Origin of the sequence: Alishewanella jeotgali KCTC 22429 (genome assembly GCF_000245735.1) — a bacterium.
Classification (GTDB): domain Bacteria; phylum Pseudomonadota; class Gammaproteobacteria; order Enterobacterales; family Alteromonadaceae; genus Alishewanella; species Alishewanella jeotgali.
Window position 1 is genome coordinate 183,899 of record NZ_AHTH01000005.1, and the last position, 14,227, is coordinate 198,125.

At 46.8% G+C, this 14,227-nt stretch carries 13 protein-coding genes; all 13 read right to left on the reverse strand.

The window, feature by feature from the left end:
- Nucleotides 1-2: 2 nt before the first annotated feature.
- Nucleotides 3-422 carry a hypothetical protein gene (locus AJE_RS02400; protein WP_008949493.1) on the reverse strand — a complete coding sequence of 140 codons (420 nt, stop codon included), beginning with the start codon at nucleotides 420-422 and terminating at the stop codon, nucleotides 3-5.
- A 91-nt stretch (nucleotides 423-513) separates the two neighbouring features.
- Complete coding sequence (locus AJE_RS02405) at nucleotides 514-2,511, reverse strand: polysaccharide biosynthesis protein (RefSeq protein ID WP_008949494.1); 1,998 nt, start codon at nucleotides 2,509-2,511, stop codon at nucleotides 514-516.
- 152 nt (nucleotides 2,512-2,663) lie between these two features.
- Nucleotides 2,664-3,569: a UTP--glucose-1-phosphate uridylyltransferase GalU gene (gene galU / locus AJE_RS02410; protein ID WP_008949495.1), complete on the reverse strand. Its 906-nt coding sequence runs from the start codon at nucleotides 3,567-3,569 to the stop codon at nucleotides 2,664-2,666.
- Nucleotides 3,570-3,703: 134 nt separating this feature from the next.
- Complete coding sequence (locus AJE_RS02415) at nucleotides 3,704-4,879, reverse strand: nucleotide sugar dehydrogenase (protein WP_008949496.1); 1,176 nt, start codon at nucleotides 4,877-4,879, stop codon at nucleotides 3,704-3,706.
- 231 nt (nucleotides 4,880-5,110) lie between these two features.
- Nucleotides 5,111-6,517 (reverse strand): MBL fold metallo-hydrolase RNA specificity domain-containing protein, encoded by a 1,407-nt coding sequence (locus tag AJE_RS02420; RefSeq protein WP_008949497.1) that lies wholly within the window; start codon nucleotides 6,515-6,517, stop codon nucleotides 5,111-5,113.
- 29 nt (nucleotides 6,518-6,546) lie between these two features.
- Complete coding sequence (locus tag AJE_RS02425; RefSeq protein WP_008949498.1) at nucleotides 6,547-6,930, reverse strand: four helix bundle protein; 384 nt, start codon at nucleotides 6,928-6,930, stop codon at nucleotides 6,547-6,549.
- Nucleotides 6,931-7,049: 119 nt separating this feature from the next.
- Nucleotides 7,050-8,390, reverse strand: a complete 1,341-nt coding sequence (glmM, locus tag AJE_RS02430) for a phosphoglucosamine mutase (RefSeq protein WP_008949499.1) — start codon at nucleotides 8,388-8,390, stop codon at nucleotides 7,050-7,052.
- A gap of 17 nt (nucleotides 8,391-8,407) precedes the next feature.
- Complete coding sequence (locus AJE_RS02435; RefSeq protein WP_272941528.1) at nucleotides 8,408-8,992, reverse strand: sugar transferase; 585 nt, start codon at nucleotides 8,990-8,992, stop codon at nucleotides 8,408-8,410.
- Nucleotides 8,993-8,996: 4 nt separating this feature from the next.
- The gene (locus AJE_RS02440; protein WP_008949501.1) at nucleotides 8,997-10,163 is read right to left on the reverse strand and encodes a DegT/DnrJ/EryC1/StrS family aminotransferase; all 1,167 of its coding nucleotides are present in this window, start codon (nucleotides 10,161-10,163) and stop codon (nucleotides 8,997-8,999) included.
- Between the two features lie 13 nt (nucleotides 10,164-10,176).
- Nucleotides 10,177-10,779 carry a GNAT family N-acetyltransferase gene (locus AJE_RS02445; protein WP_008949502.1) on the reverse strand — a complete coding sequence of 201 codons (603 nt, stop codon included), beginning with the start codon at nucleotides 10,777-10,779 and terminating at the stop codon, nucleotides 10,177-10,179.
- Between the two features lies 1 nt (nucleotide 10,780).
- The gene (locus tag AJE_RS02450) at nucleotides 10,781-11,986 is read right to left on the reverse strand and encodes a glycosyltransferase family 4 protein (RefSeq protein ID WP_008949503.1); all 1,206 of its coding nucleotides are present in this window, start codon (nucleotides 11,984-11,986) and stop codon (nucleotides 10,781-10,783) included.
- Complete coding sequence (gene wecB, locus AJE_RS02455) at nucleotides 11,986-13,116, reverse strand: non-hydrolyzing UDP-N-acetylglucosamine 2-epimerase (RefSeq protein WP_008949504.1); 1,131 nt, start codon at nucleotides 13,114-13,116, stop codon at nucleotides 11,986-11,988. Before wecB ends, AJE_RS02450 begins: the two co-directional genes overlap by 1 nt.
- 3 nt (nucleotides 13,117-13,119) lie before the next feature.
- Nucleotides 13,120-14,226 carry a UDP-2-acetamido-2,6-beta-L-arabino-hexul-4-ose reductase gene (gene wbjC / locus AJE_RS02460; protein ID WP_008949505.1) on the reverse strand — a complete coding sequence of 369 codons (1,107 nt, stop codon included), beginning with the start codon at nucleotides 14,224-14,226 and terminating at the stop codon, nucleotides 13,120-13,122.
- Nucleotide 14,227 lies beyond the last annotated feature (1 nt).

Genomic DNA, 14,227 nt, shown 5'->3' on the forward strand with positions numbered 1-14,227 from the left:
GCTTAAATGCGAGTGATGATAGCAGGATAGGTTCTTACAACAGGTACTGTGATAGTACTTGTAGCAGTACCTGTACCAGTAACGGTTACCGTAACGCTATTATTAGTACAAACACCATCTACCGGAGGTGCATCGCCTTCATTACAAATAAGCGTGAATTCCGGTTCTTCAGGATCTGTACCACCGCCACCTTCATCCGGAGGTAAAATGTCATTACTCTTAGCGTTAGCGATGATGGCAGCAGCAACAGTTGCTGCAATACCCGTAGCAATTGCCGTAGACACGGCGAAACCACCAACACTAGTAACTTGAGTGGTAGCCTGAGCAGGATTTGGGCCACGATTATCAGTTTGCGCGTTAGCAACGCTCACAACAGTAAGTGACATGGCCAAGGCCAGTGCCGATACAGCTAATTTTTTCATCTAAGCTTCCCTCTTTTAATAAGCCAAACTGGCGTAACAATAACTTAAAACAGTGTAATTGGCAACCAAACTCGCCCATGTAACCAAATGTTCACGCTATCTGCTGAGAAGTGCTGGAATTCACCACACCTAATTCAGTCACTGATGCGGTATTTGCAGCAGTTGAGATAGTCGCTACTTTAGCTACCTGTTCTTTAGTAACCACTGCACAGGAGGCGTTTACCACCAAATCACTGGTTGCGTTGCTGTAATTGAACTCCGTGGGCGCACTGCGGATAAGCTCAATGATTTCCTCGACAGCAAAACGCTCACATGCGGTATCCAAACGCTCTAACAGATGCAGCATCTCCGGCCAGGTTAAACAAAGCTCGTCTGCAGCCATAATACGGCTATGGTCAGTTTTACGAACATTATTACCTACCAGCAGCTCTTCATACAGCTTTTCGCCCGGCCGTAAACCGCTAAATTGAATTTCAATATCGCCATTGGGGTGCTCTGCATCGCGTACTTCCAGGCCCATTAAGTGGATCATGCGGCGGGCTAAGTCGGCTATACGAACCGGCTCGCCCATATCTAATACAAACACATCGCCGCCTTTACCCATAGCACCGGCTTGAATTACCAGCTGCGAGGCTTCGGGTATGGTCATAAAATAACGGATAATATCTTTATGAGTTACCGTTACCGGGCCGCCTTTGCGAATTTGCTCTCGGAACAAGGGCACCACAGAGCCAGACGAGCCCAAAACATTACCAAAACGCACCATACAAAAGCGGGTTTGACTCTGGTGCTGTGCCAGACCCTGCAATACCAGTTCTGCCAAGCGTTTCGAAGCACCCATTACATTGGTAGGGCGCACCGCTTTATCGGTAGAAATAAGTACAAAGGTTTCTACCCCTGCTTTAATGGCCGCTTCGGCGGTATACCAGGTGCCAAATACATTATTGCGCACCCCTTCGACAACATTGTATTCCACCAGCGGAACATGCTTATAAGCGGCAGCATGGTATACCGTTTGAACGCCAAAGGTACGCATTACCGTTTCTAAGCGGCTCTGGCGCTGCACAGTGCCCATTACCGGCACCAGGTTTACGTCTAATCCCTCGTTGGCAATCGTTTGTTTAAGTTCGCGCTCTATGGCATATAACGAATATTCTGATAACTCAAACAACACCAAAGTAACAGGTTCACACATTACAATTTGCCGACATAGTTCGGAGCCAATAGAACCACCGGCACCGGTAACCATAACAACCTTGCCTTTAATATTGGCATGCAGCAGCTTTTTCTTGGGGGCTACCGGGTCGCGTCCCAGTAGGTCTTCAATTTTTACATCCTGTAACTCGTCAATTCGCATACTGCCATTTACCAGATCACTCATCCCTGGAATAGACAATACCGGAATAGGTAGCTCTTCAAGCTTATCTAACACTTCTCTGCGCCGTGAACGACTGGCCGAAGGCATAGCAAGCAAAATACGACCAATACTGCGCTGCTTAATTATACTGGCAATATTTTCTGGGCCACTAACTGGGATACCTAAAATGGTAGAGCGTTGCAAAGTCGTATCATCGTCAACAAACATCACCGGGTGGTACTGTTCGCCGTTTATAAGCGCTTGAGCAAGCTGACGACCCGACGAACCAGCGCCATAAATCAACACCCGGGTTTTATGGCTGTTATTACTTGGTTGCAGTACTAAACGAGCCCCCAATCGAATGCCACCAGAGCTTACTAGTGCAAGCAAGGCATACACTACAACCAGATTAGTTTTATCCTGTACGCCCAAACCGGCAAAAAGCAGAGCTAAGATAACGCCGCTGGCGATAATGCCGAACAATACAGCACCAAGCGCATGCTGTCCCATATAACGAATTACGGCGCGATATAGGCCTAACTTAGTGAAAACCAGCAAGGTAAGCGGCAACGTTACTGCAAAAGCGAGTACCATTGTTTGAAATTGGCTTACGTTTCCATTTTGAGTAAGCACAAAGGCCAGCAGCAACGACAAGGTTAAAAATACGGTATCTATTACTACTGAAATTATGCGCTTAACCGAACGCGGTAGCGCCAGCAACCATGCAAGCATTTTTTACTCCATCGTGCTGGTTTCAGTTACCAGCACTAGTTACATCTATCAAGCTGCTGAGTATAGCAGTTAAGCAGTCTAAATGCAGCAGAAAGCCGCCAGCGCACCACTCACAACTCAACATTCAACACTCACAACTAAAAACTCAAAACTCAAGATTCCCCCAAGTGCCCCCGCAACCAAGTCTTAAATGCCGGCCCCAGGTTTTTATCGCGCAAACCAAACTCAACAAAGGCTTGCATATAGCCCAGTTTATTGCCGCAATCATGGCTGCGGCCAATAATATGGTAAGCATTAACCGGCTGCTCTTTCATTAAAATAGCAATAGCATCGGTTAGCTGAATTTCGTCACCAGCACCCAGCGGGGTATATTCCAAAGCTTCCCAGATATCCGGGGTAAATACATAGCGACCCACCACTGATAAGTTTGACGGCGCCTCTTCCTGGCGAGGTTTTTCAACAATGGCCGTCATATTTACCGAATCACCAACTGTTAATTCATGCCCCTGCACATCGGCTACCCCATAGCTGGACACACTTTCCATTGGCACTGGCTCTACCATTACCTGGCTAACACCGGTTTCAGCAAACAACCTGGCCATATGTGCCAGGTTATCCCGCGTTAAATCACTGTCGTAACCATCAATCAAAACATCGGGTAGTACCACAGCAAAGGGTACATCGCCAACCAGAGGGCGGGCACACAAAACGGCATGGCCCAAGCCCTTTGCCTGGCCCTGGCGCACATGCATAATAGTTACATCTTTAGGGCAAATATTTTGCACCTCATCCAGCAACTGACGCTTAACCCGCTTTTCCAGCATCGACTCCAGCTCGAAGCTTTTGTCAAAGTGGTTTTCAATGCTGTTCTTGGACGAGTGCGTCACCAACACTATTTCTTTAATGCCAGCAGCAATACATTCTTGTACCACATACTGAATAAGCGGCTTATCCACTACCGGCAGCATTTCCTTCGGAATAGCTTTAGTAGCAGGCAACATCCGGGTTCCCAAACCCGCTACCGGGATCACCGCTTTACGAACAGCACTCTTTTGCATAATGATTCCAATTCTTTAATTCTGTAACAAACCAAGCACTAAACACTCAAAACTCAAAACTCAAAACTCAAAACTCACAACTCAACATTCAACATTCAACATTCAACATTCAACATTCAACATTCAAAACTACCCTAATCATTCCCAAACAAATCACGGGTATAAACCTTAGCTTCCACATCAGCCAGCGCAGGGTTACGGCGATTGGCCACAATAACATCGGCCAGTTGTTTAAACTCGGCCAAGTCGTTGATCACCCGGCTGTTAAAAAACTCCGACTGCTTTAACTCCGGCTCATACACTATCACTTCCACACCTTTGGCTTTAATACGCTTCATAATGCCCTGAATTGCCGAAGCCCGAAAGTTATCCGATCCAGCTTTCATCACCAGGCGAAAAATGCCAACGATTTTCGGTTGACGCTTAAGGATAGACTCGGCAACAAAATCCTTACGGGTTCGGTTGGCTTCTACGATCGCCTGGATAATGTTATTCGGAACATTACGATAGTTCGCCAATAACTGCTTAGTATCTTTGGGTAAACAATAGCCACCATAGCCAAAGCTCGGGTTGTTATAGTGGTTACCTATACGCGGATCTAAGCCTACACCCTCGATAATTTGCCGGCTGTCCAGGCCATGACTTTCGGCATAGCTGTCTAACTCGTTAAAATAAGCCACCCGCAGCGCCAGATAGGTATTGCTAAATAGCTTAATGGCTTCGGCCTCGGTGCTATCGGTAAACAGCACTGGGATATCCTGCTTAACCGCGCCCTGCTGCAATAAGGCAGCAAACTGGCGGGCACGCTCACTTTGCTCACCTACAATAATACGCGATGGATAAAGATTATCGTACAGCGCCCGGCCTTCACGTAAAAATTCCGGGGAAAAAATTAAATTCGCCGTAGCGAACTGCGCACAGGCGGCATTGGTGTAACCTACCGGCACGGTAGATTTAATAACCATCACTGCATTAGGGTTAATGGCCATAACGCTTTGAATAACGGCCTCAACACTGCGGGTATTAAAGTAATTGGTTTCCGGATCATAGTCGGTTGGCGTGGCAATAATTACAAACTGCGCATCCGCATAAGCCTCCGCCGGATCTAAAGTGGCTCTAAAATTAAGGTTGGGGCGAGCCAGAAACTCACTGATCTCTTTATCTTCTATCGGCGACCTCTTAGCATTTAATAACGCCACCTTCTCGGCCACAATATCCACTGCCACAACTTGATTGTGCTGCGCTAGTAGCATCGCATTCGACAAGCCAACATAACCAGTACCAGCAACGGCGATTTTTAAACCAGACATAACAAGCCTTTTGATTAGTTTTTAGTGCTTAGTTTTAAGTGTTTAGTTTTAAGTGCTTAGTTTTTAGTTAAAAGTTCTACCCCACAGACAACTCAAAACTCAAAACTCAAAACTCAAAACTCAAAACTCAACACTCAACACTCAACACTCAACACTCAACACTCAACACTCAACACTCAACACTCAACACTCAACACTCAACACTCAACACTCAACACTCAACACTCAACATTACCCAATTACCACATCGTCGCAATACTCAAGCAGGGCCTGTTGCAGCACCTGCTTCGCCGCGGTGTCGCCATGCACTATTCTAACCTGCTGTGGCCTGCGGCGCATACCTTTAATAAAGGCGACTAAGCCGCGCTGATCGGCATGAGCAGAATAGCCACCTAAGGTAATGACTTCTGCTTTAATGTCCACTCTTTGGCCCGCTATATTAACATAGCCACCGCGCGGGCCATATTGCTGAATGGCCGCACCCAGAGTCCCCCTGGCCTGATAGCCTACAAATACCACCTGATGTACCGCATCGCCTAGCATAGCGTTTAAATAATTAACGATGCGCCCGCCTTCGCACATACCACTGGCAGCAATAACAATTGCCGGCTTGCGGGTGCTGGCCAGCAGTTTTACTGCCGCCAAATGCTCGGCATGGCTATCAATGGTATACAACTGGCTAAAATTAAGCGGATGCCTGCCTTGGCGCACACGTTTTAACGCCTCGTCATCCCAGCATGCAGCCAATTGTTGATACGCCACATTAAATTTAGCGGCCAAAGGTGAATCTACGATGACTGAAAGCTCGTGCCAACGTAAATGCTGGTGAATTTTTTTATCCCGCAAGCGATAAATTATGCTTTCCAGCTCGTACAACAATTCCTGGGTGCGGCCAATACTAAAAGCCGGGAACAGCACAGTGCCATTATCCTGTAACGAATGTAGCAAAACCTGCTCCAAGCGCTTGATACGACTGCGGCGGCTTTCATGTAGACGATCACCATAGGTGCTTTCAATTACCACCACATCGGCGGCGTAAGGGGCTTTAGGTGCCGGCAGTAGCGGCGAGTAAGGTGCGCCCAAATCACCAGAAAACACCGTAATAAATGGTTTAGCGGCAACTCTATGTTTAATTTCGACATAGGCCGAACCTAAAATATGCCCGGCCTTTTGTAACCTAAACTGCAACTTGCGGCCATCTGGTGCAACGGGCAAGTCCAGCCAGATATTAAACTTACAAGGTACCAATTGCCTGCCAATGGTTCTTAAAAAGCCAGCAATAAGCTGCTCATCGCGGGTTACCCCAACTTTAAGCGCGTCTTCTAATACCAGGGGTAACAAATGAGCAGAAGCTTCAGAGCAAAAAATAGGGCCAGTAAAACCGGCCGCCAGCAGATACGGGATGCGCCCAACATGATCGATATGGACATGAGTAACAATAAGGGCGCGAATATGCGCTATAGGGAAATTGATATTAAGATCGGTTTTACTACCACTACCCTGCTCATCGCCCTGAAATAAACCGCAATCGATTAATATGCCATAATCGGGTGCAACCAGATATTCGTGGCAAGAGCCGGTAACGCCGTCTACGGCGCCGTGGTGGATGATGGTGGGTTGAGGGGCTGAGTTGGTCATCCGTGAACCTCTCTTTTAGTTTTGAGTGCTTAGTTTTTAGTGGTTAGTTTTGTGTGCTTAGTTTTTTGCTGTGATGTTTTTATTATGGCTGTCAGGATCTTGATCAGCTCATCGCTTTGATTAACTAAACTAATGACTTGCGGTTGGTTTTTATCTAAATAACCTGTACAGCAAAGTAACTCTAACCAATATCGGGCTTCTCTCGATTCCTTACTCGCAATACACATTTTTGCGACAAAATCAGCCCTTGACTGACCAGCTTGAGCCTCATTGATGTTTGCACCTATAGAGGTACCGCTTCTCAGCAATTGCTTAGACAGCACAAATTCTTTGTGTTGCTTTATAAGATACTGATAAAGCCGAACCACCCGTACCGCAAAATCAAAAGCTTTGCTTTGGATATTACTCGACATAAAAAAGATCCAACTCAATTCACATCGAAATATCTATAGCATCAAACCACCAAAAAACAACACAAGATATTAACAAAAGGCAAAGGCTAAACACTCAACAATAACCACTCAAAACCCACTCACCGGCAAGCCTGCGCAATCATCTCAGCCATTTTGTGGCAAAGCTCTGCATCTACCGCTTCCACCATTACCCGAATAAGCGGTTCGGTACCGGATTTACGCAGTAACACCCGGCCGCTATCGGCTAATTGTTGCTCGGCAGCGGTTACTGCATGTTTAACAGCGTCAGACTGCAATACCGCAGCGGCATCGCCTTCTACCCGCACGTTAATCAGCACTTGCGGCAGCTTTTGCATACCCAGCTTAAATTCGGCCAGTGGTTTACCGCTTAGCAGCATCGCAGCCAATACCTGTAACGCAGCTACGATGGCATCGCCGGTGCTTACTTTATCCAGCAATAAGATATGACCAGAGTTCTCGCCGCCAATAACCCAATTATGAGCTTTTAGCTGCTCTAGCACATAGCGGTCACCTACTTTGGCCCTGACAAAAGGAATATCCAATTCTTTTAACGCCAGCTCCAATCCCAGGTTGGCCATTTGGGTGCCTACTACACCACCTTGTAAGGAGCCATTCTGTTTGGCCGTGCTGGCCAGCATATACAGAATTTCATCGCCATCGACCACCACACCATGATGGTCAACTAACATAATGCGATCGGCATCACCGTCAAGTGCCAAGCCTAAATGTGCTTGTTGTGCTACAACAGCAGCGGCCAGGCTGTCGAGGTGGGTAGCGCCACAGTGGGCATTGATATTAATACCATCCGGCTTGTCATGAATGGCTACTACCTCGGCGCCCAATTCACGAAATACTGCTGGCGCAACTTTGTAGGCAGCGCCATTGGCGCAATCTACCACAATTTTCAGGCCGGCCAGAGTTAAGCTATTAGGGAAAGTGCCTTTACAAAACTCAATATAACGGCCAGGCGCATCATCAATACGGCGCGCCTTACCCAGTTTTTCACTACTGGCGTAATCAATACCATATTGCAAAGCATGTTCCAGCAAGGCTTCTATTTCGGCCTCTTGCTGGTCGGTTAACTTGGTACCGCTGTTGGAGAAGAACTTAATGCCGTTATCATAATAGGGATTATGCGAAGCACTAATCACTACCCCGGCATCCGCGCGGAAGGTAGACGTTAAATAGGCCACCGCCGGCGTAGGCAAAGGGCCGGCTAACGCAATGTTGACACCGGCAGCCGATAAACCAGCTTCCAGGGCCGATTCCAACATATAACCACTGGCACGGGTATCTTTACCAATTAACACTTCCTTGGTGCCGGCAGCGCCAAGCACTTTACCGGCGGCCCAACCCAGCTTCATGGCAAAATCTGCCGTCATCGGAAAGGTACCGACTTTACCACGTACACCATCGGTACCGAAATATTGGCGTTTCAAAAACTCAACTCCGTTTATTAACTTCTTTTAATGATCTTCAAAATGGTGTCGAGAATGATCCTGATGTCAGTAAGCACACCATGATTATCAACATACTCAACGTAGTAGCGCTGCTTTATCGGCAAAATATGATCAATGTATGCTTGGCGGGGATCGGGATACTTCGACAGAATTTCATTCTCATCCACCATTTCTATCGATGCACGATCGGTAATTCCCGGCCTGACTGATAGTACCTTTGCTTTAATATCGTCGGGGTAACAGTCAATAAACTCCTGAACCTCTGGCCGAGGCCCAACTAAGCTCATTTTACCGATCAAAACATCAATCAGCTGCGGTAATTCATCAAGCTTGGTTTTACGTAACAAATGACCGGAGCGTGTAATACGGCTATCGCGCCCAACCGTTAAGCGGCCGGCCTGCTCAGCGTTAACACGCATGGTTCGAAACTTGTGAATGCGAAATGGGATACCAAAACGCCCCACTCTCACCTGCCGGAAAAACACCGGGCCTGGCGAATCAAGTTTAATCCAAATAGCTATCAGCACCAGTACAGGCAACAGCGCGGCCAACCCCAAAGCCGCGCATAATACATCAAACAACCGCTTAAGCATTCAGCAGTACCTGTTTTACTGCAGCAATAACCCGCAACTGATCATCGCTAGTCATCTTGGTATACAAGGGTAACGACACCTCCTGTTCGAAAATTCGCTGTGCAACAGGGAACATCTCTGGCGTGAGGTTATAGGTATCACGCCAGTATGGGTGTAGGTGCAATGGGATAAAATGCACCGAACAACCTATCCCCAACTCTGCCATTTTCTCAATAAAACGTGCGCGTTCAATTCCCGCTTCCGGCTTTATTTTTACCGGGAATAAATGCCAGGCATGCACATCAGCGCCAGTCGCCGCGGCCGGCATTTCCAAAGGTAAATCTTTAAAGGCTTCAAAGTAAACACGAGCCATCTGCTCGCGCTTTTCCTGAAATGCAGGCAAACGCTTAAGTTGATGAATGCCAATTGCAGCCGCGATATCCGGCATATTGTATTTAAAACCCGGGGCAATAACCTCATAAAACCAAGCTGGTTTTGTTGAAACATAGCGATCAAAAGCATCACGGCTGATACCATGTAAACGCATTACTTTACAGCGCTTCGCCAGTTCTGGATGTCGGGTTACTACCATGCCGCCCTCACCCGTTGTCATGGTTTTATTGGCATAAAAGCTGAAAACCGTAATATCAGTGTCTAACGTGCCAATTAACTTACCTTTGTATTTTGTTGGTAAGGCATGTGCCGCATCTTCAATAACACGAATATTATGCTCTTTGGCTACAGCAATAATCGGATCCATATCACAGGCTAAACCCGCAAAATGCACAGGGACAACCGCTTTCGTTTTGTTAGTAATAGCTGCTTTAAAGCTGGCAGCGGTCATATTGAAGGTTTCGGCATCAACATCAACCATGATGGGTGTAGCGCCAAGATAACGAACAATTTCAGCAGTAGCGGTAAAAGTATAAGTAGGAACTATTACCTCATCACCAGGGCCTACACCCACCGCTTCCAATGCCAGGTGCAATCCTGATGTGGCCGAGTTAACGGCTATCGACTCTAACGAACTGTCACCAAGAAAAGCAGTAAAGTCTGCTTCAAATTGCTTGGTTTTTGGTCCTGTAGTAACCCAGCCAGAACGCAGGGCACTTGCCACTTCATTAATTTCTTCTTCGCCAATCTCTGGCAATGCAAATGGCAAAAAATTATTTGCTGACATATAGCCTCAAAAATTAAAAGGATTTTGTTAAACGTAACATCTGCCTACCATCAGGCTGAGTAAACTCACTCTCGATCTGATAACCGGCCTTAGTATAGAAACCCACCACAGCATCATTGCCATGTTTATCGGTAGTTAAGTACAAACAGTTAACCCCAGCCAGCACGATTTGTTGTTCAAAATCTGCCAGTAGCGCCTTACCTACCGACTTACCCGCCATCGTTGGCAGTACAGCAATACTGCTAAGTAAAGCTGTTTGCTGTAAGGTCGCTGGCTTATCTCCCTTGTAAAACATGGCATAGTAAAGCTTGCGCAGCACCTTAATAGGATGTTTGATGATCCCAGGTATTGCTGCGATAAGAAATGCAAACCACATTTTCTTTCGCAAAGCAGGAAAATACAGATCAGGAGCCAGAGTGCCAGCCGCAAAACCGACTATCCTCTGTTCATCATCAATCGCTACTTGCATTACACCGTATTGTTCCGAGGAAAAAGCCTGATACATTTTTCTTAAAAAAGGCTTACCCAGCATGGTAAGAAAAAAACCTTCAAAAGCAGCAAGATGTACATCAACAATTTGCTGCAGATCATCCCTGGTCGCTTTACGAATCATCATACTATTTAGCGGCTCCGGCTAGTACTGTAAGCAATTTTCGGTAGTTCACATCCATTGATAACCTCTGCTGATAAAAACTTCGCGCATTATGACCCAATTCAGGCCAAGTTTGGCGTGTTGCTAACAGCCTGGCTGCAGCTTGCTGGATCGAGAGCTGATCTTCCGGCTCTGCAACCTCCCCTCCTTTGGCTTCAACCAGCAACTGGTTGGCTTCACCACCAACCGCCATCAAAATAGGTTTACCCATTGCCATACTAGATTGTGTTTTCGACGGGATAGTTATCCTGAATAAGTCGTCATCTTTTAAATGGATCACCAGTACATCGGCAGCAGCCAAAACATCAAAGATCTGTGCTGCCGGCACATAGTCACCAAAAAAGATGTTGTCGTAGCCTGTTTCAGCAACAAAGCGCTTGAGCTGTTCTTTTTCTACCCCACCACCAATCAAGGTAAAGGTGAGCTCAGTCTTATCAAAACTACCGAGTGCTTTTATCATAGTAGTTAAGGCCTGAGCCGATCCCAAATTGCCTGCATAGACAAAACGGGCCGCGCCATCTCCTTGGCTGGAATTGGCATTTTGCTCTAAAACAGTGGCGATACGTTGCTCTTCCGGACACCAATTATAGACAAGGTGTATCTTTTGCGCTGGCACACCTCTATCGATAAGTGCCTGCCTAAAACCTTCAGACAGCACAACGACTTGCGCTGCATGTTTATAAACCAAAGCACACCAACGACTGATCACCCGCAGCAGGAAGCCATCCTTACGCATACCGGTAGCCGTTAAAGCGTCAGGCCACAGATCCTGAACATCTGTGATAAATGGCACCCCTCTGAATAACTTCATCAGCAAGCCAATTAAACCGGTGGTGGATTGCGGATGGTAGGTATATACCACATCGGGTTTTTGGCTAAACAATGCGGCAAATAGCGCCATCAGGGTAAAAGACAAGTAAGACCAGGCTCTGGACAGTTTCGATTTAGAGTGCGAGATATGTGACCAAAGCCTAATAACTCTAACACCGCCACACTCATCCACTTGCCGGAACTTAACGGAATAGCCGTCAAACACCTTGCCAGTTGGATAGTTTGGGAAGGTGGTCAGCACCTCAACCTGATGCCCTTCTGCAACCAAGCGTTGCATCAGGGCCAAACCTTTAATCGAATACTCAGGATCAAACAGCTGGCTGATAAACAGAATACGCATTAATACTGCTTCCAAACCACCCGCATAACGTAATCACGGTAACTGTGTACAATTCTGACAACCTTGTCAGAGACATTAGGCATACTGTAATCGTATACTGGCCGCAGCAAACGCTCATTACCGCTGGGTTGGCTTTCCAGTACCTGCAGCGCCTGAAACACTCGCTCAACTTCCAGCCCCACCATCATTACCGAGGCTTCTTCAAAGGCCTCTGGCCGCTCATGCGCTTCACGAATGTTTAGCGCCGGGAAGTTCATAATCGACGACTCTTCGCTAATGGTGCCGCTGTCGGATAAGACAGCCTTGGCCGATTTTTGCAGCTTGTTGTAGTCGTGAAAACCCAGTGGCTTTAACAACTGCACCAGTGGATGAAAACTTAAGCCCTGCTCTTCAATACGTTTACGGGTACGGGGATGCGTTGAAACGATAACAGGGTAGCCATACTTTTCACCCAAACCATTTAACACTAACGCCAATTTGTGCAGGTTCTTTGGCGAATCAACGTTTTCTTCACGGTGGGCGCTAATTACAAAAAACTCGCGCTCGGTTAACCCCAACCGGTTTAATACATCAGAACCATCAACTTGCGGCATATAATGGTTTAATACTTCAAACATCGGGCTGCCGGTTTTAATAACACGGTCTGGCGGAATGCCTTCGGCCAGTAAATAGTCGCGGGCAATACTGCTATAGGTAAGATTAATATCGGCGGTATGGTCGACGATACGGCGGTTAATTTCTTCCGGCACCCGCATATCAAAACAGCGGTTACCCGCTTCCATATGAAACGTAGGGATCTTACGACGTTTCGCAGGAATCACAGCCATACAGCTATTGGTATCGCCAAGCACCAGCATGGCATCCGGGTTAACTTCGGCCAGCACTTTATCAACGGCAATAATTACATTACCAATGGTCTCAGCGCCCGTGCTGCCCGCAGCATTTAAAAAGTAATCGGGCTTGCGTACACCCAAGTCATCAAAGAAAACCTGGTTAAGCTCAAAATCGTAGTTCTGGCCGGTGTGCACAATAACATGCTCGCAATGTGCATCCAGGGCGGCCATTACCCGTGACAGCCGAATAATTTCCGGGCGGGTGCCCACTACGGTCATTACTTTAAGTTTGTTCATTAATTACACCTTGTAAGCAACAGTATCAGGGCGTTCACGGTCAAAGTTTTCATTCGCCCACAGCATTACCACCATTTCATCGTCGCCAATATTGGTGATATCGTGCGACCAGCCCGGCACGGTTTCCACAATTTCAGGCATGTCGCCGTTGGTAAAAATTTCGATGACTTCATCAGTAATAATATGGCGGAAGCCGAAGCGGGCTTTGCCTTTAATTACCAAAAACTTTTCAGTTTTTACATGGTGATAATGGCCGCCACGCGTTACACCAGGGTGAGCGGTAAAAAATGAGAACTGGCCAGAATCGCGGGTTTTTAGCATTTCTACAAAGCAGCCACGCTTATCTTCATGCTTGGTTAGGCTATAGTTAAACTTATCTGGCGGAATATAGCTAATGTAGGTGGCATACAGCACACGGGTAAACCCTTCACCCACCGGCTCGGTGATCAAGCTTTCACGGCTATCGCGGAACTTATATAACTGATCAACTAACTCACCCAGGGTGATCTGATAAACAGGGTCAACGTTGACATATAGCTGCTCTTCCGGTTGCTGGCGTAAAATTTTTAAAAACGAGGTTACCACGGCCCCAATATGCACTAACTGTAATTTGGTAGAAGGGTCATTCACCTGAATGGGTAAGCCACGGCTAATGTTATGGCAAAAGGTGGCTACGGCTGAGTTGTAATTTGGCTTGCACCACTTACCAAACACATTAGGCAAACGATAAATATAAACTTTATTACCTGTTTCCAAATGTAAATTAAGCAAGTGCATTTCAGCCATTAGCTTACTTTTACCGTAAGCATTATTGCGCTCGGCCTGTATAGACGACGACAACACAATAGGGATCTTGCGGCCACTGGCTCTTATCGCCTGACAAAGCGCACCGGTTAAATCGGCATTCCCCACGGCAAAATCATTTTCATCTAGCGGGCGATTCACCCCAGCCAGATGAAAAACAAAGTCTGCACGCGCCAGCAACTCAGGTAGCTGTTGCAGTGACATATCATGCGTAAACTTAATGACTTCAACTTCTGGGTTACGCTGTAAGCTGATTATCAGGTTCTTACCGATAAAACCGTTCGCACCTGTAACTAGTACCTTCATT